The 21,823-nt window shown below is 60.0% G+C and carries 21 protein-coding genes; 9 read left to right on the plus strand and 12 right to left on the minus strand.

The window, feature by feature from the left end; translation table 11 throughout:
- The first annotated feature begins 341 nt into the window (after positions 1–341).
- Together JO015_19105 and JO015_19110 are read left to right on the plus strand one after the other, a co-directional pair.
- The gene (locus JO015_19105; GenBank protein ID MBW0001207.1) at positions 342–2,012 is read left to right on the plus strand and encodes a 30S ribosomal protein S1; all 1,671 of its coding nucleotides are present in this window, start codon (positions 342–344) and stop codon (positions 2,010–2,012) included.
- Positions 2,013–2,051: 39 nt separating this feature from the next.
- The gene (locus JO015_19110; protein MBW0001208.1) at positions 2,052–2,390 is read left to right on the plus strand and encodes a glutaredoxin; all 339 of its coding nucleotides are present in this window, start codon (positions 2,052–2,054) and stop codon (positions 2,388–2,390) included.
- Between the two features lie 105 nt (positions 2,391–2,495).
- Here JO015_19110 and JO015_19115 read toward each other — a convergent pair whose 3' ends face one another.
- The 3 genes from JO015_19115 to JO015_19125 form a co-directional block, all read right to left on the minus strand.
- On the minus strand, positions 2,496–3,344 hold the full coding sequence (locus tag JO015_19115) for an ABC transporter substrate-binding protein (protein MBW0001209.1): 849 nt from the start codon (positions 3,342–3,344) through the stop codon (positions 2,496–2,498).
- Between the two features lie 453 nt (positions 3,345–3,797).
- Positions 3,798–4,811 (minus strand): flippase-like domain-containing protein, encoded by a 1,014-nt coding sequence (locus JO015_19120; GenBank protein ID MBW0001210.1) that lies wholly within the window; start codon positions 4,809–4,811, stop codon positions 3,798–3,800.
- A gap of 48 nt (positions 4,812–4,859) precedes the next feature.
- Positions 4,860–5,657, minus strand: a complete 798-nt coding sequence (locus JO015_19125) for a phosphotransferase (GenBank protein ID MBW0001211.1) — start codon at positions 5,655–5,657, stop codon at positions 4,860–4,862.
- Between the two features lie 111 nt (positions 5,658–5,768).
- On the opposite strand from JO015_19125, the gene hisD reads away from it, so the two are divergent.
- Positions 5,769–7,058, plus strand: a complete 1,290-nt coding sequence (gene hisD, locus JO015_19130) for a histidinol dehydrogenase (protein ID MBW0001212.1) — start codon at positions 5,769–5,771, stop codon at positions 7,056–7,058.
- Positions 7,059–7,073: 15 nt separating this feature from the next.
- Entirely contained in the window at positions 7,074–7,814 is a 741-nt protein-coding gene (mtgA, locus tag JO015_19135) for a monofunctional biosynthetic peptidoglycan transglycosylase (protein ID MBW0001213.1), read from the plus strand.
- A 77-nt stretch (positions 7,815–7,891) separates the two neighbouring features.
- Here mtgA and atpC read toward each other — a convergent pair whose 3' ends face one another.
- The 8 genes from atpC to atpB form a co-directional block, all read right to left on the minus strand.
- Positions 7,892–8,356, minus strand: a complete 465-nt coding sequence (atpC, locus tag JO015_19140; protein MBW0001214.1) for an ATP synthase F1 subunit epsilon — start codon at positions 8,354–8,356, stop codon at positions 7,892–7,894.
- Between the two features lie 6 nt (positions 8,357–8,362).
- Positions 8,363–9,778 carry a F0F1 ATP synthase subunit beta gene (gene atpD, locus JO015_19145; GenBank protein ID MBW0001215.1) on the minus strand — a complete coding sequence of 472 codons (1,416 nt, stop codon included), beginning with the start codon at positions 9,776–9,778 and terminating at the stop codon, positions 8,363–8,365.
- Between the two features lie 14 nt (positions 9,779–9,792).
- Positions 9,793–10,650: an ATP synthase F1 subunit gamma gene (gene atpG / locus JO015_19150; GenBank protein MBW0001216.1), complete on the minus strand. Its 858-nt coding sequence runs from the start codon at positions 10,648–10,650 to the stop codon at positions 9,793–9,795.
- 14 nt (positions 10,651–10,664) lie between these two features.
- Positions 10,665–12,200: a F0F1 ATP synthase subunit alpha gene (locus JO015_19155; protein MBW0001217.1), complete on the minus strand. Its 1,536-nt coding sequence runs from the start codon at positions 12,198–12,200 to the stop codon at positions 10,665–10,667.
- A gap of 31 nt (positions 12,201–12,231) precedes the next feature.
- The gene (locus tag JO015_19160; protein MBW0001218.1) at positions 12,232–12,624 is read right to left on the minus strand and encodes a F0F1 ATP synthase subunit delta; all 393 of its coding nucleotides are present in this window, start codon (positions 12,622–12,624) and stop codon (positions 12,232–12,234) included.
- A gap of 4 nt (positions 12,625–12,628) precedes the next feature.
- Positions 12,629–13,141, minus strand: a complete 513-nt coding sequence (atpF, locus tag JO015_19165; protein ID MBW0001219.1) for a F0F1 ATP synthase subunit B — start codon at positions 13,139–13,141, stop codon at positions 12,629–12,631.
- A gap of 92 nt (positions 13,142–13,233) precedes the next feature.
- A complete protein-coding gene (locus JO015_19170) occupies positions 13,234–13,515 on the minus strand; it encodes a hypothetical protein (GenBank protein ID MBW0001220.1) in 282 nt (93 codons plus the stop codon).
- Positions 13,516–13,575: 60 nt separating this feature from the next.
- The gene (gene atpB / locus JO015_19175; GenBank protein ID MBW0001221.1) at positions 13,576–14,439 is read right to left on the minus strand and encodes a F0F1 ATP synthase subunit A; all 864 of its coding nucleotides are present in this window, start codon (positions 14,437–14,439) and stop codon (positions 13,576–13,578) included.
- Positions 14,440–14,771: 332 nt separating this feature from the next.
- Here atpB and JO015_19180 point away from each other — a divergent pair, with 332 nt between their 5' ends.
- From JO015_19180 to JO015_19190, 3 genes are all read left to right on the plus strand, one after another.
- The gene (locus JO015_19180) at positions 14,772–16,013 is read left to right on the plus strand and encodes a glycosyltransferase family 4 protein (protein ID MBW0001222.1); all 1,242 of its coding nucleotides are present in this window, start codon (positions 14,772–14,774) and stop codon (positions 16,011–16,013) included.
- A gap of 77 nt (positions 16,014–16,090) precedes the next feature.
- Entirely contained in the window at positions 16,091–16,315 is a 225-nt protein-coding gene (locus tag JO015_19185; protein MBW0001223.1) for an SWIB/MDM2 domain-containing protein, read from the plus strand.
- An 84-nt stretch (positions 16,316–16,399) separates the two neighbouring features.
- The gene (locus tag JO015_19190; GenBank protein ID MBW0001224.1) at positions 16,400–17,104 is read left to right on the plus strand and encodes a VTT domain-containing protein; all 705 of its coding nucleotides are present in this window, start codon (positions 16,400–16,402) and stop codon (positions 17,102–17,104) included.
- A 228-nt stretch (positions 17,105–17,332) separates the two neighbouring features.
- Here the strand turns inward: JO015_19190 and JO015_19195 are convergent, their stop codons facing one another.
- Positions 17,333–18,706 carry an MBL fold metallo-hydrolase gene (locus JO015_19195; protein MBW0001225.1) on the minus strand — a complete coding sequence of 458 codons (1,374 nt, stop codon included), beginning with the start codon at positions 18,704–18,706 and terminating at the stop codon, positions 17,333–17,335.
- Positions 18,707–18,886: 180 nt separating this feature from the next.
- On the opposite strand from JO015_19195, the gene JO015_19200 reads away from it, so the two are divergent.
- Both JO015_19200 and JO015_19205 read left to right on the plus strand, forming a co-directional pair.
- Positions 18,887–20,410 (plus strand): DUF1800 domain-containing protein, encoded by a 1,524-nt coding sequence (locus JO015_19200; protein ID MBW0001226.1) that lies wholly within the window; start codon positions 18,887–18,889, stop codon positions 20,408–20,410.
- A gap of 16 nt (positions 20,411–20,426) precedes the next feature.
- On the plus strand, positions 20,427–21,743 hold the full coding sequence (locus tag JO015_19205; GenBank protein ID MBW0001227.1) for a DUF1501 domain-containing protein: 1,317 nt from the start codon (positions 20,427–20,429) through the stop codon (positions 21,741–21,743).
- Positions 21,744–21,823 lie beyond the last annotated feature (80 nt).

Consider the following 21,823-nt stretch of genomic DNA (forward strand, 5'->3'; position numbering starts at 1 on the left):
GGGCCGCACGTCGGCTGCCGGGTAACTTTGTCTTCCCGCCGTGTTCGCCGTGGCTCGCCGTGTTCGCCGTGTGAACTCAGTCGTTGTGCCCGCCGTGTGACCGTGTGAACCACAGTCGTCGTGGCCGCCACACCCGCCTTTCCTTTAATCCGTGTTCCGCTTGTGGGATTTATTACGTTTTTACGTCAAGTGAAAAATCCCTAAACCGCTTGCTCCGAGGTTATTTATGACTAAATTTCTGGTCCCCTGGTTCCGTAAAGGCCGCCACGAGATGGCGACCCGGGCTCGGGCTAATTTGGCAACCGTGGTTTGTTGGTCGTTTTAATATTTTTATGACAGAAATGCAGGAGCTAATCGCGAAGTCCCTGCGCGATTACAAGGAAGGCAGCATTGTAAAGGGGCGCGTACTGGAAGTGCGGCCTCGCGAGGTCCTCGTCGACATCGGCTATAAGTCCGAGGGTGTGATACCCGCGTCGGAATTTGATGATATCAACGAGGTCGAGGTCGGTGATGAGGTCGAAGTGCTGCTCGAGAAGCTCGAAAACGAAGATGGGATGGTTGTTCTTTCCAAAGAGAAGGCCGCCCACAAGCAGAACTGGGACAAGATTGTCAAGGTTTTTGAGGGCGATGGCCTGATCAAGGGCAAGGTCCGTGCGGTTGTCAAAGGCGGCCTTACGGTCAACATCGGTGTTGAAGCCTTTCTCCCCGGTTCTCAGATTGACATCGTTCCGCCCAAAGATTTACAGCAGTTTGTCGGTAACACGTACGATTTCAAAATCGTTAAGATCAACGACGAACGAAAGAACGTCGTGCTGAGCCGGCGCGAAATCATCGAACAGGAGCGCGCCGAGAAACGTGCCCGGTTCCTTGAGACCGTAAAAGTCGGCGACACCGTCCGGGGTACGGTCAAGAACCTGACGGATTTCGGTGCGTTCATTGACCTGGACGGTATGGACGGCCTGTTGCACATCACCGACATGACCTGGGGTCGCCTGACCCACCCGAGCGAGTTGCTCAAGATCGGTCAGGAAGTCGAGGTGGTGGTGCTTGACATCAATCGGGAAAAAGAGCGCGTCTCGCTCGGCCTTAAGCAGACTCAGCGCAATCCTTGGGATAAGATCGAGGAACGGTTCCCCGTCGGAGCCAAAGTCCGTGGCCGGGTCACCAACCTCGTCCCTTACGGCGCGTTTGTCGAAATTGAGGAGGGCGTGGAAGGTCTGATCCACGTGTCTGAACTTTCCTGGACGAAACGGGTCACGCGTCCGTCGGATGTCCTGACTCAGGGACAGGAAATCGAGGCGGTGGTGCTCGGGGTCAACAAGGAAGAACAAAAAATCTCGCTCGGCGTCCGCCAACTCGAGCCCAACCCGTGGGATGAGATTGAGCACAAGTACGTCATCGGCTCCCGCGTACGCGGCAAGATCCGCAACATGACTGCGTACGGCGCCTTTGTGGAACTTGAAGAGGGCATCGATGGCATGATCCACGTGTCCGACCTGAGTTGGACCCGCAAAATCAATCATCCCAGTGAAGTTCTGAAGAAGAACGATGAGGTTGAAGCGGTGGTCCTGGACATCGACAAGGTCAATCAGCGCATCAGCCTTGGCATCAAGCAACTCGAGTCTGATCCGTGGAAGGAAATCGATCAGAAGTACAAGATCGGTGACCTCGTGCACGGCAAGGTAACCAAGCTGGCCAGCTTCGGCGCCTTCGTGCAGCTGCAGGATGATATCGATGGTCTGGTGCACATCTCGCAACTGAGCGAGGAACACGTCGCGAAGGTCAAGGATGTGCTCAAGGTGGGCCAGGAAGTGGAAGCCCGCGTGATCAAGGTTGATAAAAACGAGCGTCGCATCGGTCTCTCGATCAAGGCAGCCCATTACTCCGACGATGAACTCCGTCGGGAAACGGAAGCTTTCGACAGCTTGCGCCCTGGTGAGGACATGGTCGGCTTGGAGCAGGCGTTCCAGGCGGCTGAAGAAGAGTACCGGCCGGGCGATCGTAAGAAATAACCAGACAAACAAGACGGCGAATCCCGATAGAATTTTTTTATGGAAAAACCGCACATCGTTGCGTACCTCAAGACCGTTTGCGGATGGAGCAATGGCGTCCGCGCAGTCCTGAAAAAGTACGACCTGCCCTACGAAGAAAAAGACATCATTAAGAATCCCGCTTTTCGTTGGGAAATGGAACAGAAGAGCGGTCAGCCCCTTTCGCCCTGCGTCGAGATCAACGGCATCATGCTGCCCGACATCAGCGGTGAAGAGGTGGAGGAATACCTGGTGACCCAGGGGCTCATCCAGAGCGATTCAAGGCCGACGGACGTGCCGCTGAACGCGCCATGTCCTCCGGAACAACACGCGGTTCCGAACGTGCTGTTCCGCCGCTGATCGCAGGGATCGGCACCACGTGATTTGATTCAAAAAAGGCCGGCGCAAGCCGGCCTTTTTTGTTGGCAGTCCCTCAAACGTTTGCAGTCCCGCCGGTAAAAAGCGCTACTCGACAAATTCCGGCTCGACGACGTGCGGGATGAGCTTCCGGGCAACGGCCTGGCCGAGAAACTCACGAATGGCAGCGCGTCCGGTATCGCCATAGTCGATGGTAAAATCGTTGACGTACATGCCGATAAACCGGTCCGCCTTGGCCAGATCCAACCCTCGCGCCAGAGGCATCGAGTGTTCCACACCGGCCCGGCGATGCTCGAGACCGTACCTGATGCTCTCCTTGAGAATGCCGGATACCTCCCTGCACACATCCGGGGGAATATCCTTGCGGATGACATTTCCCCCTAGCGGCAAAGGCATGCCGGTGCGCTCTTTCCACCAGGCGCCCAGGTCGCGCACCAGCGCGAATCCTTCGTCGGCATAGGTGAGCTGCCCTTCATGGATGATGAGGCCCGCATCGGCCTTGCCCGCCTGCACGTACGCGAAAATCTGATCAAACGGAACGACCACGGTCCTGACCTCCCCGGCAAACAGCCGCAGCGCCAGATAGGCGCTGGTCTTAAGGCCGGGCACCGCGATGGTGCGTTGCCGGACCCAACCGCAAACCGCTTCGTCGTCGCCCGGTGGCCGATCCTGCAGGGTGACCAGCATCGGGCCGTACCCATCGCCCATGCTCGCCCCGCATGGCAAAAGGGCGTACTTGTCGGCCAGGTAAGCGTACGCGTGAATGGAGACCGCTGAGATGTGAAGCTCTCCTCTGAGCGCCCGCTGATTCAGCGTTTCGATGTCCTGCAGGATGTGTTCGAACTGGTGCCCGCGAGCGTCGATCTTGTGCTGAGCCAACGCGTAGAACATGAACGCGTCGTCGGGGTCAGGAGAATGGCCAAGGAGAAAATTCATATTACGGAAGGCATCCACAGATTAAAGTCACACAGTGGCCACGGAGAGAAAACAGAATCATCCGCAGAACACGCAGACAACGCAGAAAAGAGAAAACATCCACAGATTACACAGATTGACACGGATTAAGGGCACACGGCAGCCGCAACGTACGAGTTCACACGGCGCCACGACGGAACACGGCGACCACGGTGGGAAGCCATGCCGCCCGGCGCCTCTTCATTTGTGGCATTTTTCCGCTTGTGGCATTTGTGGCATTCTCTTCCGCTCCGAACCCCGAACTCCGAACTCCGAACTCCGAACTCTTTCCCCCCCTTCTTCCCGCCGTGGTCGCCGTGGCCCGCCGTGGTCGCCGTGTGAACTCTTGCGTCGTGCCCGCCAAACCCGCCGTGTGACCGACACCCGACACCCGGCACTCGGCACCCGACACCGTTCCGTCATTTGTGGCATTTTCTATGAGTCTGTGAACTCGTGCGCGCGTTCGACCTCGGTTTCCATCTCGCGCCAGCCGGGGCGCGTTTTGGGTGAATAGAACAGGTAAGCGATGCCGCCGACCAGGCCGAACAGCACGAAAAAGGCGAAGCCGAGCAGCGAAACCAGTACGCCCAGCTGTGTCGGAACACCGCAGAGATCCCGGAGCAGAATTTCGATAAGGGATTCACGGAAGCCGACGCCGCTCGGGGTGATAGGCAGCGAGATGATGATCGTCACGATCGGCATGATGCTGAACATATCAAGCGGCGAGACGCTGGCGTGAACCGCCTGTGCGGAACAATAGAAGGCTCCGTAGAAGGAGAAGAGAACCGGAAACGAAAGCAGGAGCGCGTACGAGGTCGAAAGCTTGGCCCGGGCAAACTCGTGGTAAGCCTCGGACGTTTCCACGATTCGCTCGCGGAATGGAAAATGGTGGGGCAATCGCTCGGCGACCTTCAACCCGCTCAGGGTAAACGAGCCGACCAGCATGACGGTGAACCCGATCAGCATCACGACCAGGGTCCAGAGCAGGACGGAAGATTTAGGCGTTTGCCGGAGCCAGTCCCAGCGGAGAAAGGTGGTCGCGGCGGCCGTCAGAACCAGGGCTACGATCCCGATCAGACGGTCCATGACGATGGTCAGCACCGCTTGTTTTTTCCGGTCGGGAAACTCGCGCATCAGGTAGTACAACCGTGCAAAGTCGCCGCCGGTGTAACCGGGCATGAAAAGGTTAAAGAACAGTCCGACGAAAAAGAGCAGGAAGGAACGGCCCCAGCTCAAGTACATGCCTTGTACCCGCAGGAGGATCCGCCACCGCATGATGTTGGCAATCTCGCCGGCGAAGGCGATGGGCAGACCGATCAGCATCCACGACGGGTCGGCCTTGGTAAAGGCAGCCGCCATTTGTGCGCGCTTGGTCGGATCATGAAAAACCCAGACGAGAATGCCGATCGTGAAGATGGCCTGAAAAGTTCGGGTAATGGTTTTCTTCATCTGGGCACGGACGCGGTACCGGCGCCGGAGTCGGGGAAAGGTTGACCTTCACGGGATCACTGATTGCAACTCGGTCACACGGCGCCGCAGTAAGACTCCGGGCAGGTAACTCGTCCGAATCGCCCACCATAGCCGTTCCGCCCCGGAAGGCATGACAAAAATGCGCCGTAAATGGTCCAGCACGCAGGTCCGGCCATAAGCGTTCAAAAAACCAGAGGCGTTGTCCGGCCATTCGCCGTCGGCGCTGCGTCCGAGGAGGTCAAGTAAGAACACCTTCAAGTCATCTGCGTGCCTTTGCTCAGGTGACACGTCACGGAAGTGCGTCGTCTCAAAATCGATGATCCGCCCACGGCCGGTGTCGCAGTCGAAGATAACGTTCCCAAGGTGCGGATCCCCATGCGACCATTTTGCGTTGAACTCTGGTGACCAGAGTTCGTGCATGCGACGGAATTCCGCCCCGGCCGCCGCCAGGTGGACGGGTTGCAGACGCGACTGCTTGGCCAACAACGCAAGGTCTTCGCCCGGAAGGGCGTCCAACCAGACCGCATTGCCGACTGGAAAAGCGGCGAAACGATCCCCGTTCAGGAGGCTGAAGCAGTGCACTTCCCAATTCTGCCAGGCCGCCACGTTTGAGAAAACGAATACAGGGTTGCGCACGAGCCGAAAGAAGGCGTTTGCACCATTGATCACCCACCGGCTTCCCAGGTTGCGCTCCTTAACCCAATACCGCCGGGCAGCGTGGCTCCTCACGGCCAGAGAATTGATCCGGATCACGTCAACGGCCGCTCCGATACGGGTCAACAGGCCCGTAGGAAACCGGTAAACGCTGTCAGGTCTGCTGTCCAAGTCAGCACGATAAACAAGTCTGGGGATGGCGCAATGGAAACGGCCGCGTTTACATCCCCTTTTGAGGCGCCTTGCGGGTGGAACGCGCCTGGCGCAGAGTGGGGCGCCCACATGAAGGTTATCGATTTACGCAATGACCCCGCTGGCTGCCGGGAAGACCAATTTGATCGTCGCTACACGCCCTCACCGGCACTCGCGTCCAGCGTGGCCGGGATCCTGGCGGAAGTTCGCCGCGACGGCGATGCCGCGTTGCAGCGGTTTTCGCAGCAGTTCGATCACGTGGACCTCGCGGCCACGGGCCTGCGGGTGACGGAAGCAGAAATCCGATCTGCCATGGGGCACCTGGATCCGCAGGTGAAGGAGGCGTTTGAGGCGGCCGGCACGAACGTACGCGAATTCGCGCTTCGGAGCCGGCGGACCGACTGGCTGGCGGAGAATCTTCAGGGCGCTACGGTGGGTGAGCGTTTCGATCCGTTTCAGCGGGTGGGCATTTACATCCCTGCAGGGACGGCGCCCCTGGTTTCTTCAGCGATCATGAACGTGTGCCTGGCCACTGCGATGGAGGTGCCGGAAATCGTGGTCACATCGCCGCCGAACCGCGAGGGAATGATCGACGGCAACCTGCTGTCCGCCATCAGCCTGTCCGGGGCGACGGAAATCTACAAGGTGGGTGGGGCTCAGGCGATCGCCGCACTGGCGTTCGGAACGCAAAGCATCCGGCGCGTCCTGAAAGTATTCGGCCCGGGGAACGCCTATGTGACGGAGGCGAAACGGCAGGTGTTCGGGTATGTAAGCGTCGACCTTCTACCCGGACCGAGTGAGATTCTGGTGCTCGCGGACCATACGGCTAACGTCGAATTTGTGGCTGCGGATCTGCTCGCCCAGGCCGAACATGGTCCTGGAAGCGTGATTTGTCTGGTCACCACGGACACTGCCCTGGCGGCGAAATTGCCGGGGGTCATCGAGCGTCAGCTTGGCCGATTGCAGCGGCAGACGTATCTACAGCAGGTTTTAAAAGAGAATGCGTCGGTCGTGATCGCCCGCGACCCGATCCAAGCCATCCAGGTCGCAAACGCGTTTGCGCCGGAACACCTGTCCCTGGTGATGGAAAATGCGAGTGAACTCGCGGCACGAATCGTTACGGCAGGCGCTATTTTCCTCGGCCATTTTTCCCCGGTGGTCGCAGGCGACTTCATGGCGGGACCGAGCCATACGCTGCCGACGGGCGGGGCCGCCAAATCATTCGGCGGGCTTACGGTCGACCAGTTCCAGCGCCGGACGAGTCTGGTGTGCTATGACCGCGCAGCGCTGGAAAGATCGGCTGAGACGTTGCGCCGGTTCAGCGAGGTCGAGCAATTGGACGCCCACGGCCGGTCGGTGACTATCCGCTTCGAGACCTAGTTTCCCGGTCAGGTTATGACGGCAAGACCGGTCAAAGCGCCAAACTGGGGACGCCGGGTCTTCATCTGGCTCGTGACGGTGACGGCATTGCTCCTGACGGTGCCCATGGCCGAGGTGGCGGTCGTGCGATTTTGGGATCCCCCGGTCACGACGGTGATGATCCAACGCCAAGTCGAACGCTGGCTTGGGTCTCCGTACCGGGCCGGCATCGACTACCGCTGGGTGCCGCTGCACTCGGTTTCAGACAACTTCCTCAAAGGGGTCTGGCAAATGGAGGACAGCCGCTTTTTCAAGCACGACGGCTTTGATTGGATCGAGATGGAGCAGGCCATGGCCCAGGCCAAGGCAAAAAATCAGCCGGTACGAGGCGTCTCGACGATCAGCATGCAATGCGCTCGATCCCTCTTTCTGTGGCAAAGCCGCTCATGGCTGCGCAAGGGAATCGAAGCGTACTACACGTTCCTGATGGAACGCCTTCTGACGAAGGAAAGGATCCTCGAACTGTACGTAAACGTGATCGAACTCGGCGACGGAATTTATGGGATCCAGGCGGCCGCGGAACGGTATTATGGGGTAAATGCGGATCGGTTGACCCGCGCTCAGGGGGCAATGCTGGCAGCGCTGCTGCCTTTTCCCCGGGGCTGGAATCCGTTGCATCCGAGTCCCCGCCTCCAGCGGCGGTTTATCCTGGTGCTGAAACGGATGAATGAAGGCGGTTCCATCGAGCGCAATCTGGGGGATACCGGTAACGGGTAGCAACCAGGTAACCGGTCCCGGCGAATCGCCGGTTAACCGTTACCCGTTACCCGTTACGAGGTACCCGTTACGGCCGGTTAACCACCGCCGGTGTGCTCGCCACCGCCGAGAGCGGTGGACGCGGCAGGGCTCTGGCCGCGGCGACGACGTTTGAATTGCAACTGGGCCAGCGAGCGCCGCAGCAGGGCTTCCTCATCTTCCCGGGTATCGGCGTCCGCGGGCCGCTCCTTCAGGGCGGCCTCGGCGCGCCGGACCGCTTCCTCTGCCGCCTGTTCGTCAATCCCCCCTTCCTCCAGCGCCATGTCGGTCAGTACGGAAACCGTCGTGTGCGTCACCTCGACGAAGCCGTTTCCCACCAGCAGCTCGGAAGTGCGTCCCGCCTTGGTGATGCGTAACGCTCCGGGCAGCAACCCTGCCACGGTCGGCACGTGACCCGCCAGCACGCCCATCTCACCTTCTGCTGCCGGGATCACCACCATGTCCACATCGTCGGAGTAGATGCGCTCCTCCGGAGTAACCACTTCGAGTCGCACGGTAGCCATAAAAGCTTACTCTTCGGCCGCGTGGATTTCGTCGATGCCACCCTTCATGTAGAAATTCTGCTCGGGCACATCGTCGTGCTTCCCGTCCAGGATTTCCTTGAATCCTCGGATGGTCTCCGCGACGCTGACGTATTTTCCGGGCTTACCGGTAAACACCTCCGCCACGTGGAACGGCTGGCTCAGGAACCGCTGGATCTTGCGCGCGCGGTACACGGTCAGCTTGTCGTCCGGGTTCAGTTCATCCATGCCCAGAATCGCGATGATGTCCTGGAGATCCTTATAACGTTGCAATACGCGCTGAACGCCGCGGGCAATCTGGTAATGCTCTTCGCCCACGATTTCCGGGGCGAGCGCCTTCGAGGTGGACGCCAGCGGATCCACAGCGGGATAGATGCCCAGTTCGGCGATCGATCGTTCCAGCACGATCGTGGAATCCAGGTGCGCAAACGTATTAGCCGGGGCGGGATCGGTAAGGTCGTCAGCCGGCACGTACACGGCCTGAAAGGACGTAATGGAGCCCTTTTTCGTTGACGTAATCCGCTCCTGCAATTCGCCCATCTCTGAGGCCAGCGTGGGCTGATAACCGACCGCCGAAGGCGTCCGGCCGAGCAGTGCCGAGACCTCGGAACCGGCCTGAGAAAAGCGGAAGATGTTGTCAATGAAGAGCAGCACGTCCTGGCCCTTTTCGTCACGGAAGTACTCCGCAACCGCCAGGCCGGTCAACGCCACCCGGAGCCGCGCCCCGGGCGGCTCATTCATCTGACCGTAAACCAGCGCAACCTTGGACTGGGACAGATCTTTCTGGTTGATGACGCCCGATTCGGACATTTCGTGGTAGAGGTCGTTGCCTTCCCGGGTGCGTTCACCCACGCCGGCAAAGACCGAGTAGCCGCCGTGCCCCTTGGCGATGTTGTTGATCAACTCCATGATCACGACCGTCTTGCCGACGCCGGCGCCTCCGAAGGCGCCGACCTTGCCGCCCTTGGTGAACGGGCAAATCAGGTCGATGACCTTGATCCCGGTCTCGAGGATGCTGGCGCTGGTGTCCTGGTCAAGTAACGAGGGCGCAGGCCGATGGATCGGGAAACGCTGTTCGAACTGGATGGGGCCCCGCTCGTCGACCGGCTCCCCAATGACGTTCAGGACCCGGCCCAGCACTCCCTCACCAACCGGTACCGAAATGGGCGCACCCGTATCGTAGATGGGCATGCCGCGTTTCAACCCTTCCGTTGACGACATCGCGATGGCGCGGACCCAATGGTCGCCGACGTTCTGCTGGACCTCGAGGACCAGTTTGTTGGTCTGGCCATCCAACGGGTATTCAACCGTCAGGGCATCAAAAATCTTGGGCAATTCGGGAGCGCCGCTGAAATCTGCGTCTACAACGGGACCGACCACCCGGACGATGGTTCCTTGATTCATAAAAGAAAACTTTCCTACTGGAGGGCAAGCTGCGCCGTCGTGATCTCAAGGAGTTCCGTCGTGATGCTTGCCTGCCGTGCTTTGTTGTACTCCAACGTAAGATCCTTGACGAGCTGTTTGGCGTTATCGGTTGCGTTCTTCATCGCCACCATCCGCGCGCTATGCTCAGAAGCCCTCAGGTCCAAGGCGATCTGAAACAGCTGGAAGTTGACGTAGTGAGGTAAAACGAAGGACAAAACCTCGGCTTCGCTCGGTTCGAACTCGACCACCTGGTCTGCCGGCGCGGTGTTTGCCCCGCCCTGGCCCGGTGTCTCCATCGGGATCGGCAGCAACGTCCGGAGCACCGGTTGCTGGGTGAGCGTGTTGACGAAGCGCGGGTAGAGGACCCGGACCTGGTCGACTTCATGCCCCGTGAACTTGTCCATGCAAAACCGGCCGACGGCCCGAACTTTGGCGAATTGCGGCTGCTCGCCGAGCTGGAATTCGGCGATTAACTGGCGCCGGGTCCGTGCGAGGAATTGTGACCCCTTCCGGCCTGCGGTTGCGTAGATCGAGCTCTGCGGGTCGACGTTGATCAGTTCCCGGAACAGGTTGGTGTTCAGGGCACCGCACAGACCCTTGTCCGTGCTGAAAACAACGATCAATTCCCTGCGCACCGGACGGATCTCCAGCAAGGCATGGCTCCTCGGATCCACCCTCTGGCGCACGGAGGCGAGGACACGTGTAAGCACGTCGTTGTAGGGATGGCCCGCCACGGCCGCTGCCTGGGCACGGCGCATCTTGGCCGCCGCCACCATCTGCATGGCTTTGGTGATCTGCGCCGTGTTTTTGACCGAACGGATCCGGCGGCGAATATCGAGGGTACTAGGCATGAACTCAGCCTCGCCTAAGGCCGGTAAAAGGTTTTGAAATCCTTGATCGCGGCATGCAGGGCGCCTTCAAGCTCCTTGTCGATCGCCCGTTTGTCGACGATCTGCTTCAGGATGCCTTCCTGGCGTGTCTGGAAGAAGTCCCGCAGCTTGGTTTTGCAATCCCGCACCTTGTCCACCGCGACGTCGTCAAAATAGCCCTTCTGCATCGCAAACAGCAGAACCACTTGTACCTCTACGGGCAACGGGTCGTGCTGTCCTTGCTTGAAGAGTTCGACGATGCGCTGGCCCCGATCGAGCTTTTTGCGCGTGCCCGGATCGACATCCGAACCGAACTGGGCAAACGCCTGGAGATCCCGGAATTGCGCCAGGTCGAGCTTGGTCGTGCCGGCAACCTGTTTGATGGCTTTGATCTGCGCCGCCGATCCCACCCGGCTCACGGAGATACCAACCGAAATTGCCGGGCGCACCCCTTGGTAGAACAGGTCCGTTTCCAGGTAGATCTGGCCGTCGGTGATGGAGATGACGTTTGTAGGAATGTAAGCCGACACGTCGCCCGCCTGGGTCTCAATGAAGGGGAGCGCGGTCAGGGAACCGCCGCCTTCTTTCTCGCTCAGACGCGCGCTGCGCTCCAGCAAGCGCGAGTGCAGGTAAAACACGTCACCCGGATACGCCTCACGGCCGGACGGGCGTCTCAGCACCAGGGAGACCTGGCGGTAAGCGGCCGCGTGCTTCGTCAGGTCGTCATAAATAATGAGCGCGTCCATGCCGTTGTTCATGAACCACTCGCCCATGGCCGTCCCGGCGTAAGGGGCGAGGTACTGGTTCGTCGCGCTCTCGGCCGCGGGAGCGGAAACGATGATCGTATACGGCAATGCGCCCGCTTTATCGAGGGTGTCGATGGTCCGGGCAACCGACATGTTTTTCTGGCCGACCGCCACGTAGATGCAGTAGAGCGGCTTATGGTTCTTGTTGCGCCCTTCTTCGGCTTCGCGGTTCAGCTTGGCCTGGCTGATGATCGTGTCGAGCGCCACCGTTGACTTGCCCGTGGCGCGGTCGCCGATGATCAATTCACGCTGGCCGCGACCGATCGGAATCATCGCGTCGACGGCCATGATCCCCGTCTGTACCGGGACCGTGACGCTCTGGCGTTTGATGATGCCGGGCGCAATCTTTTCGACCGGGTAAGTCTCTTCTGCCCGGATCGGTCCCTTGCCGTCGATCGGCTGCCCCAGCGCGTTGACCACCCGGCCCAGAAGACCTTTGCCGACCGGCACCGACAACAGCCGGCCCGTGGTCCGTACCTCCATGCCCTCCGTGATCTCGGTGTATTCGCCCAGCAGGATGGCGCCGACCTCAGTCTCTTCCAGGTTCAACGCGAGACCGTACAGGCCGCCCGGGAACTCAAGCATCTCGTTGAGCATGACATCGCTCAGCCCCTCGATTTTGGCGACCCCATCCCCTACCTCACGCACGGTCCCGACGTTCGTCCGGGTCGTCTCCGTCTGCAGCCCCGCAATCGTGGATTCCAACTCCTCCAGAAACGCGCTCATGATCTGGTCTCTTTCCTTTAAGCCTTTAAGGTTAGAACTTCTCTTGCAAACGGTTGAGCCGGTTACGAACCGAACCATCCAAAACGTTGTTTCCGATCTTGATGCGGAGTCCGCCCAGCAACTCAGGATTTGTCCGGAACTCCGTGGTTACGTCGTCGCCGTAACGAGCACGTAAGGTGTTGACGATCTGGTCACCCAGGGAACGGTTTAACGGAGTCGCGCTCTCGATCACGGCGTGGCGTTTCTCGACCTCCAGCCGAATCAGGCGCTGGTAGTCCTTGAGGACTTCAAGGTATTGGCGTGGCTTCTCGTTAATAACGGTTTGCACCATTTGCGTTACTTTCTGCTTATCTAATTTTCCGTCGGAAAAACTTTGCCGAAGCAAGTGCCGGGAAAGCCGGCGGGCCTCTCGGGTGCCTCTCATGCCTTTAAACGGCCGCCAACTGGCGCGCGGTTTCCTCGTTTAAACGTTGCTGGTCGGACGGGGTAAGCACCTTGCCCGTCACTTTCTCGGTTGTTTCCACGACCAGACGGCCGATCTCATGCCTGACCTCCGCCATGACCCGTTCACGTTCCAATTGAATGGATTCCTGCGCCTTCTGGTTGATCCGCTCCGCTTCGGCAATCGCTTCCTGGCGCTTTTGCTCGGCCAACCGTTCACTGCTCACGCGGACATCCTCCAGCAACCGTTGCGCTTCTGCGCTGGCTTTGGCCAGAATTTCTTCATAGCGCTGCTGCGCCGCCGCCAGCTGCTGCTTGATCTTTTCAGCGTTCAACTGGCCCTCTTCAATGCGTCGCCGGCGCTCTTCAAACATATCCACGATCGGCTTGAAGGCGTACCTGCGCAGGATGAGGTAGACGAGTATAAACAGAACCACCTGCGCAATGAGGTTGGGCCAGTAAATCCCAAAGATCTGGGCAATGTTCTCAGCGGGATTCATCTTCTGCTGCTCTCCCCTTGTCTCTCAGACGACCGATGAACGAGGCCCGGCTGCGGGGTCAGATCCCCGCAGCCAGACTGAACGTTCGTTCATTACTTCGTAAACGCAATAATCAGTGCGTAAATCGCGATCGCCTCTGAGAGCGCCATACCGATAATCGCGATCACCAGGATGCTGTTAAAGGCACCCGGGTTGCGTCCGACGGCCTGCGCCGCCCCCTGGCCGACCAAACCGACGCCGATACCGGCCCCGGCCCCGGCAAAGGCCAGCGGGAAGGTTGCCCCAAGGTTACCCGTAAGGCCAGGAGCCGCACCGGCTCCGGCGGCAGCCGCATCTGCAGCAGCCGCCAAGATAGGATGGAGGATGTCTACCATAGGATGTCTCTTTTTGCTTCTCGCCGCCCACGCTCATCGGATGGTCCCGGCGAGAAATTTTCAGTGGCCGTGCGCGCCCGCGCCTTCTCCTTCTCCCTCCGGATGGGTGGTGGAGAGCCGGATGTACACCGCGCAGAGCAGCGCAAAAACGAATGCCTGCAGAATTCCGACCAGAAGCTCAAGAAAGTAGAAAGGCAACGGAAAAAGCACGCTGGTGATCCAGTTCAACGGGATGGGCAGGCCCGAGCCCAGCTCCGACATCGTATGAAGCAGCGTCTCCCCCGCATAGATGTTGCCGAAAAGCCGGAGGGAAAGCGAGACCGGCCGGAAAATGATGGAGATGATCTCGATAATCCCCGTGAAGATAAAGAGCGGCAGCAGCACGAACCACATGGCGCCTTTCATGCCGCCCTTCGGGGCAAAGTTCTCCTTCAGGAAACCGACCACGCCCACTTCGCTGATAGTCCAAATGACCCACCAGATCATGAAGAAGAGCGCCATCCCCAGCGTCATGTTCAGGTCCGCATTGGAGGGCCGCAACAGGGGGCGCTGCACCTCCTCCAGGGCAAGCGGCCCGTGCGCAGGCGGACCGAAACCGATCGTGCCGACCCCGGGCACCAGCCCGAACCAGTTCGCGGCGAGAATGAAAACGAACAGGGTCGCGATCAGCGGAAAGGTTTTCGCGATCATGTGGCGCCCGACGATCCCCTCGAAGGTGGTGTAGAGCGCTTCGACCACGGTTTCAAAAACGTTCTGATGGCCGCTCGGCACCAATTCCATCCTGGCGGTGGCGGATCGTGCCCAGACCAACAGCAGCCCGGCGACGATCACCGTGACCAGCAAAGAATTGGTAAACCAGACGTGATTGGGAAAAAACGGCGTCGCGTTTACCGAGATCTGCTCCGCAAGAAAGTATATTCCCATCCCCATAGTTTAGTTGCCCTCCAGACGTATCGACACGACACCTGGGGCTTAATTAGCGCAGGGCGGACCAGAGGGTGAACTCGGGAATAAAAGCAATCGACTACCTTACTGGCAAGTCGTTTTGCGATTTTTTTCCAAGGTTTTTCCAACGCAAGTGGAAAGCCTGCCGAAACTTTGCGGCGCCTCGGCCGGCGTCGGAATCAAACGCACCCTTCCCGGAGGCCCTATCCCGTTCAAGGACGGCAAGACCGGCTTCCCTGGCCTGATGCCTATTTATAATATTATGTATGTACCGGCCCGGGCACCTTGATCCGGTACGCCGTTCGACGTTTATGCCTACCCGCAGCCCTCACCTGAAAGTTCAGCCCGGCGCGGACCCTGCGCCGGGACGCAATCCGTCTCTGGCCTACCTTTTTGAACGTTTCCCAGCGTTTACGCAGACATTTTGCGCCCGCGAAGTGCTCGAACTGTCCCGCCAGGGGTTGGCCGTGCCGATTTATTCGATCCGGCGGCCGGTGGAACCGCCGCCCAGTGATTTACCGCTCCAGGATCTTGACGTGCGTTACCTGCCCGATACCAACCGGCTCAGGTTCAAACTCGAGGCCAGGCTTCTGTCGCCCCAATACCATCAGCACTGGGATGCCGAGGGGGACACCCGTGACAAAAACCGGTACCGCGAAGCCCTCTACCTGGGCCGCCGCCTCCGCCGGCACGGCATCGGCCACCTCCACGTCCATTTTGCCAGCCTGGCCGCGCGTACCGCCTGGTGGATCAAACGGCTGCACGGCATCCCTTACAGCCTTACCGCCCATGCGAAAGACATTTTCCGGCCCAAACCGGACCAGCGCGTGCCCATGGAGGTTCTGATCCGTGACGCCGCCTTCGTGGTCAGCGTCAGCAATTATGGGGCGGATTACCTCCGTGCCCGCGTCCCGGAGGCCGCCGGCCGCATCCTGCGGATCTATAACGGGCTGGACCTGTCGCGGTTCCGCGCGGCCCGGCCGGAGGCGACGCCCATCCGGCTACTGGCCATCGGGCGGCTCATTGAAAAAAAGGGATTCATTTATCTGCTGCAAGCCTGCCGCGATCTCAACCGGGCGGGTTTACCGTTCTCCTGCCGGATCGTCGGCGAAGGGCCCGAACACGACCACCTCGCCCAATACATCGAACGGGAACGCCTTAGCCCGCGAGTCCAACTGGTTGGCGCCCGGACGCAAGGAGAAATCGCCGATCTGCTCGCCGAAGCCAGCATTTTCGTCTTTCCGGCCGTCCACGACCGCGACCGTGATTCCGACAACCTGCCGACCGTGATCGCCGAGGCGATGGCCAGCGGCTTGCCCGTCGTCAGCACCTGGGTGGCCGGCATCCCGGAAATGGTGGTGCCGGACCGGAACGGCCTGCTCGTCGAGGAACGTAACCCGAGCCGGCTGGCCCAGGCGATTCAGCTGCTGGCGGAAGATCCCGCCCGGAGAGTTTCCTTCGGCACAAATTCGCGCCGTCTGGCTGAGCAGCATTTCGACCTGCACAAGACCGTGGCCCAATTGCGGGAAACCTTCCGGGAGCGCGTCGCCTGAATTTAGGGTTGATTTTACCCGCGCGGGGCACCTTAAATGCGCCTATGCCTAACGAAAGTAAAGCGAACAGCGCGTTCATGAAACCGGTCCAGCCGGACGCTGCTTTGGCCAAAATCGTCGGATCAGATCCTTTGCCTCGAACTGAACTCACCAAAAAACTTTGGGAGTACATTAAGAAAAATAATCTTCAGGATAAAAAGACCATCAAAGCTGATGCCGCGCTGGAAGCGGTATTTAATGGTAAAAAGCAGGTGGACATGTTTGAGCTCACTCGCCTGGTGAACGGGCACCTGGTGAAATAGCGGCCCTCCTTTGTATTCGGAGCAGCCGCGGCAGCTGTAAAAAGCAGTTTACCTGGCGTTGTTTTCGGTCAAGGGTTGCAGGTTGTGCCTAGTTTCCGCGTCAAGATCGCCATCGCCGCGATTGTCGCAGCCGGACTAGTGGTTGCGGCTGCCCATTTTCCAGTTATCCCGGTCCTGAAAGGTTTTTGTGACCACGTGGGCCGAATGGGGGCGGCCGGGGTTGTCTGCTTTGCCTTGCTCCTTGCCGTCGGTTCCGTCTGCATGCTTCCAGCCAGCCCTTTCATCATCGCCGCTTCGGCCGTGTTTGGGTTCGGACTCGGGCTAACGGCCGGGCTGTCCGGGATTGCGCTCGGGGCGTCGCTCGGTTTTTTTCTGTCGCGCTGGTTGTTGAGAAAAGATGTTGCCGCTCAACTCCGAAAACACCCCACGTTCGAAAGCATCGACCTCGCGATTGAGCGCGAAGGGTGGAAGATCATTATCCTCCTCCGGCTCTGCCCGATCCCTTTCGGATTAGCCAATTACCTTTACGGGCTGACGGGGATCCCGTACCAGGCTTACCTGTTAACCACGCTGGCCGGCGGCCTGCCTTCGACCCTGCTTTTCTGCCACCTCGGCGCCGCCAGCAAGGCCGGGCTCGAGGCGGTTGCCTCCGGTCAGTCCGGCCATCACGCGGGCCAGATCGTGCTGCTGGGACTCAGCGTGGCCGCCACCGTGGCGGTCATCGTGGTCTTACCCCGGTTTGCGAAGAAAGCCATCGCCAAACACGCCAAGGTCAGCATCCCCTCCTAGAAGCGGTAACGCGTAACGAGTAACGGGTAACGGGTGGCGGGTCGAGTAAATGCCGCTCAGGGGTGACTTCGACGGCTCGTGCGCATGGCGTTGATTCCATACCGGCGGTGAAGCAGTTCTTCCTGGGCTGACGCGCGGCGCTCTCCACCGGGTACAACGTCGGCTTGCGGTCTTCCACCCGCTATTCGTTACGCGTTACCCGTTACCCGCCCCTCTCTTCCATTTTCCTCAAAGCTCGTACGTTTCCCCCGGGACGGGGATCACGACGCGGGTACCGGGTAAGGCTTCGGCGATCGCTGCTTCAAACCATGACATTGACGCCGGTCCGCCGTGCACCAGGACCACCGTTTGCGGGCGGGTCTGGCAGATATAATTCAGGATTTGTTCCCGCGGAGAGTGGGCGCTGAAATCAAATTCCTCCACGCGACAGATCAACGGTTGTTCCGGTAATTCGTTGTCGAGCCGGATCGGTTCTTCCGGCTGTCCCGCCTTCAACCGGCCGCCGGGTGACTCCGGGTCCGCGTAGCCGACGAAGAAGATGGACTGCTTCGGGTCGGACAGAATCCTGGCGGCGAGCTGGTTGGAAAGCGTTTTTTCGGACATCATCCCGCTGGAGAGCGCGTAAATGTGCTGGCGTTCGAGCTGCGTGGTCCCGACTTCCCGTCCGCTCAGGACGTAAGGCGCGAGGGTGTCGAGCAGTTGCACGCCGACGTGCTGGCGGGTGGCAACGCTGGCCAACTGGTCGTGGATGACGGTGATTTTCGTGCTCAACCCGCCGATGTAGATCGGTGTGCGCTTAAGGAGCCCGCGATTCCGGAACTCGAACAGCATCGTGAGCACTTCCTGGGTTTTACCTAAAGCGAAGACCGGCACCAGCACCGACCCGCCGCGCTCAAAAGCCTCAAGGATCGCCTGCAGAAACCGTTCCTCCTCAGCCGGACGATTGAACGCCGGCGGCAGAGCGCGGTCGCCGCGCGTGGTTTCGACGATCAAAACGTCCAGCGGCTCCTCGGGAAACTCCGCCTTTCGCATCAGCGTTTGATCGGCAAAATTCACGTCGCCCGTGTAAAAGATCTTTCGGCCCTGCGACCGGAGCATGACGCCCGCAGAACCGAGGATGTGCCCGGCATGGTACATTTCGAAGGTCAGCTCGCCATTGTCGCCCGTTACCCTTTCGCCCTGCAGGTTCCAGCGCTGGCGCAACCCTACGCTCTGCCAGGCCTGGGCGAATAGATCGGTCTCACGGTGGGTAAATAAAGGGTAAACGCCCAGGCCGAGCTCCTCTCGCTGGCGTGACATGACGTTGACCGAGTTGTGCAGCATCGCCTCGCTGAGGGCGGCCGTCGGCCCCGTCATGTACACCGGCGCCTGAGGTTGGCGCCGCATCAGTACCGGCAGGGACCCGATGTGATCCTGATGGGCATGCGTGATCAGGATCGCATCCAGCTCGTGGTCCGGAATGAACCGGTAATTGGGAAGCGCCGCCTCGCCCTCATTTCGGGGATGCAGGCCCGCATCGAGCACCAGTTCGGCGCCGTCCAATTGGATGTGATAGGAGTTAGCCCCGATCTCGATCTCTTTGGTCAGATTTGTGAAACGCATGTTCTACCGCCAGACACCAGTATCGCTGAAACCTTTTGCGCCCCTTCGCGTCTTCAGGTCTGAAGAATCGGGACCAACCTTGACCGCTCGTCAGATTGGCTAAGCCAAGCTTTCCTCAACGTCCTCAATGCTTTGCAGCTACGCAACAAAGTCCCAGAAAATCGGTTTAACTCAAGGAACATGTTGACTCCACTCGCTGCTTCAGCCTGGGACCAGGATGCCGCCGCCCACCTCGCCCTGCGTGCCGGTTTCGGACCGAAATCGGTCGAAGAACTCGAGAAGCTGGCCAGCCTCGGCCCCGAACGCGCCGTGGAAACGTTTTTGTCCGTTGCGGCGGCGGACCAGGACCCGCCACCCCCGTCGCCCGACCTTACTCCGGACCACTTCTCGGCTCTGGAGGCCCAAATCCGAAACTCCACCGACCTGCTCGAGAAGCGGGAACTGCAGAAGCAAAAACGGCAGGAGGCACACCGCCAGATGCAGGAACTCACCCGCTGGTGGATCGAGCGCATGGTCCAAACCCCTTCGCCCCTGGTGGAGAAAATGGCCTTCTTCTGGCATGGGCACTTCGCCACCAGCATGGAAAAGGTGCAGTCGCCTTATAAAATGTGGAGTCAGAACCGGACGTTCCGGCGTTATGCCCTGGGCAGCTTCCGGGACCTGACCAAGGCCGTCTCGCGCGACCCCGCCATGCTGGTCTGGCTGGATCTGAACGGATCGCGGAAAGAAAAGCCGAATGAGAACTTTGCCCGCGAACTCATGGAGCTTTTCACCCTCGGCGAAGGGCATTACTCCGAACAGGACGTCAAAGAGGCCGCCCGCGCCTTTACCGGCTACCGCATCAATCCGGTCGACCAGTCTTTCCGGTTCATGCCCGGCCAGTTCGACGGAACGCCAAAAACCTTTCTAGGCCGGACGGGACCTTGGGACGGCGATCAAGTGATCGACATTATCCTGAGCCAGCCGGCGTGCGCACGCTTTCTGGTGACCAAACTCTGGCGTTTTTTCGTCAACGATAACGCCGCCCCGGAGCTGGTCGACCATCTGGCCGGCGAATTGCGCCGCAACAATTTCGAGCTGCACCCCCTCCTGCGGGTCATTTTCCGCAGCACGGAGTTCTACGCGGACGCCTGCAGAAACGGCCAGATCAAAGGCCCGGTGCAATGGATTGCGCAGACCTGCCGGACGCTGCCGGTCGAAGTGCCGAGCGCTGAGGTGTTATCGAATGTCCTCCGTCAATTGGGCCAGCTTCCCTTCTACCCTCCCAATGTGAAGGGCTGGGAAGGCGGCACAGCCTGGATCAACACGGCGACCCTGGCGTTTCGCTACGCCATCGGCCGCCAGCTGATCCTGGGCCGGCCCGCACCAAAGCCGCCCGAGTTCACGATGCAGCCGCCGCCGATGGTCAGCAACCAGGGTGGGCAGCCGGCCGTGGAGGCCGTCGCTCCCAACCAGCCGAGACCACCGGGCGCGAGGCCGATCGCACCGCTGGACGTGGCAATGCTCGTAACCGGCCGGGAGCGCGATGAACCCGTCGCGTTGGTCAAAGATCTATGCCACCGGCTCTGCCCGGGCCGGCTGCCGGCGTCCCTTGAGGAACAATGCCTGGGTCTGATTGCCGGCAAGCGCCTGCCTTTAAATGATCAAGCCATCCGTGAACTCGTCGCGCTGATGGTTGCCACCCCGAATTTCCAACTCTGTTGACCCTTCCTCCTTCCTTATGCCACATCAGCCCGAAGTTCTTACCCGGCGTCGTTTTCTGCGCACGTCCGTGCTGGGCGCGGCGCTCAGCTGGACGGTTCCGCTGTTCATTGAACGCACTTTCTCGACCCTGAATGCCGCCGCGGCCGAGTCTGCGTCCTCCCTGCAAGTGCCCACGGGACGAGATCATCCCATCCTCGTCGTCCTGCAATTGGCGGGCGGGAACGATGGGCTGAACACCCTGATCCCGTACGAGGACGACGCTTATTACCGCGCCCGGCCCACGCTGGGCATTCCCAAAACCCGGGTTTTGCCCCTGAGCGACCGCATCGGCCTGCACCCGGCGCTGGCCCCGCTGGCGGATCTTTACCACGAAGGAGCGCTGGCAATCCTGCAAGGGGTCGGTTACCCCAACCCTAACCGGTCGCATTTTCGGTCCACCGAAATCTGGCAGACGGCTTCCGATGCAAACCGGGTTTCAACCAAAGGCTGGATCGGACGGTACTTCGACAATTGTTGCTCGGGCGGGGACCCGACCGTCGGCGTCAGCTTGGGCCAACAACTGCCGCAGGCATTCAATGCGCAGCAACCGGTCGGTATGGCGATTGAACGGCCGGATCACCTCGGCCTGCCGAAAGTGGGTGACGCCTTCGAAAGGGCTGCCTTCGAACAACTCAACGGCCTGGACCACGAACTCGATGCCGGCAATGCCGGAGGTTCCATCGCCGGCTTGAATGGCTCCCTGCATTCCAACCTCTCGCCCCTGGATTACCTTCAACGGGTTGCGCTCGATGCGCAGGTGGGCGCCGACCGGATCAGCGCGATCCTGAAGCGGACCAGAGACGAAGCAAACTATCCGAACACGCAGCTCGGGCGTTCGTTGAGCTCGATTGCTCGATTGATTGCGGGCGGCCTCACCACGCGGGTGTATTATCTCAGCCACGGCGGTTTTGATACGCACAACAATCAAGGCGAGGCTCATCAAAGGCTCCTGGGTGAACTCGCCGGTGCCACCGATGCTTTCTGCCATGACCTGCGTAGCAAGGGGTTGCTCGACCGCGTGACGCTGATGACGTTCAGCGAGTTCGGGCGACGCGTCGCCGAGAACGCCAGCAAAGGGACTGACCACGGGACCGCCGCCCCGCTTTTTGTAATGGGCGGTGCAATCCGGCCCGGGCTCTACGGGCGCCAGCCCAGCCTCGAGCAACTGGATGCGGGCGACCTAATTTTCAACGTCGATTTTCGTTCGGTTTACGCCACGATCCTTGAACGATGGATGCAGGCGCCTGCCCAAAAGGTGCTTGGCCGGGAATTCCCGTTGCTGGCATTTTTGTAAGAACCTAAAGGGCTCACCTCGTAAATGCAGCCGGTTGCATTGCGACCCCGGGCACCGGGGCCGCCGGAGTTCCGCGTTTT

Source organism: Verrucomicrobiota bacterium (genome assembly GCA_019247695.1).
In the GTDB taxonomy this organism is placed as follows: domain Bacteria; phylum Verrucomicrobiota; class Verrucomicrobiia; order Chthoniobacterales; family JAFAMB01; genus JAFBAP01.

Excerpts from the sequence above, each read along its gene's own strand:
- JO015_19195 (MBW0001225.1), bottom strand. The coding sequence starts at position 18,706 with ATGCGTTTCACAAATCTGACCAAAGAGATCGAGATCGGGGCTAACTCC.
- JO015_19155 (MBW0001217.1), bottom strand. The coding sequence starts at position 12,200 with ATGAGCGCGTTTCTGGAGGAGTTGGAATCCACGATTGCGGGGCTGCAG.
- atpD (MBW0001215.1), bottom strand. The coding sequence starts at position 9,778 with ATGAATCAAGGAACCATCGTCCGGGTGGTCGGTCCCGTTGTAGACGCA.
- atpC (MBW0001214.1), bottom strand. The coding sequence starts at position 8,356 with ATGGCTACCGTGCGACTCGAAGTGGTTACTCCGGAGGAGCGCATCTAC.
- JO015_19115 (MBW0001209.1), bottom strand. The coding sequence starts at position 3,344 with ATGAATTTTCTCCTTGGCCATTCTCCTGACCCCGACGACGCGTTCATG.
- atpF (MBW0001219.1), bottom strand. The coding sequence starts at position 13,141 with ATGAATCCCGCTGAGAACATTGCCCAGATCTTTGGGATTTACTGGCCC.
- mtgA (MBW0001213.1), top strand. The coding sequence starts at position 7,074 with ATGACGGCAAGACCGGTCAAAGCGCCAAACTGGGGACGCCGGGTCTTC.
- hisD (MBW0001212.1), top strand. The coding sequence starts at position 5,769 with ATGAAGGTTATCGATTTACGCAATGACCCCGCTGGCTGCCGGGAAGAC.
- JO015_19205 (MBW0001227.1), top strand. The coding sequence starts at position 20,427 with ATGCCACATCAGCCCGAAGTTCTTACCCGGCGTCGTTTTCTGCGCACG.
- JO015_19120 (MBW0001210.1), bottom strand. The coding sequence starts at position 4,811 with ATGAAGAAAACCATTACCCGAACTTTTCAGGCCATCTTCACGATCGGC.
- JO015_19200 (MBW0001226.1), top strand. The coding sequence starts at position 18,887 with ATGTTGACTCCACTCGCTGCTTCAGCCTGGGACCAGGATGCCGCCGCC.
- JO015_19105 (MBW0001207.1), top strand. The coding sequence starts at position 342 with ATGCAGGAGCTAATCGCGAAGTCCCTGCGCGATTACAAGGAAGGCAGC.
- JO015_19185 (MBW0001223.1), top strand. The coding sequence starts at position 16,091 with ATGAAACCGGTCCAGCCGGACGCTGCTTTGGCCAAAATCGTCGGATCA.
- atpB (MBW0001221.1), bottom strand. The coding sequence starts at position 14,439 with ATGGGAATATACTTTCTTGCGGAGCAGATCTCGGTAAACGCGACGCCG.
- JO015_19160 (MBW0001218.1), bottom strand. The coding sequence starts at position 12,624 with ATGAGAGGCACCCGAGAGGCCCGCCGGCTTTCCCGGCACTTGCTTCGG.
- atpG (MBW0001216.1), bottom strand. The coding sequence starts at position 10,650 with ATGCCTAGTACCCTCGATATTCGCCGCCGGATCCGTTCGGTCAAAAAC.
- JO015_19180 (MBW0001222.1), top strand. The coding sequence starts at position 14,772 with ATGCCTACCCGCAGCCCTCACCTGAAAGTTCAGCCCGGCGCGGACCCT.
- JO015_19170 (MBW0001220.1), bottom strand. The coding sequence starts at position 13,515 with ATGGTAGACATCCTCCATCCTATCTTGGCGGCTGCTGCAGATGCGGCT.
- JO015_19110 (MBW0001208.1), top strand. The coding sequence starts at position 2,052 with ATGGAAAAACCGCACATCGTTGCGTACCTCAAGACCGTTTGCGGATGG.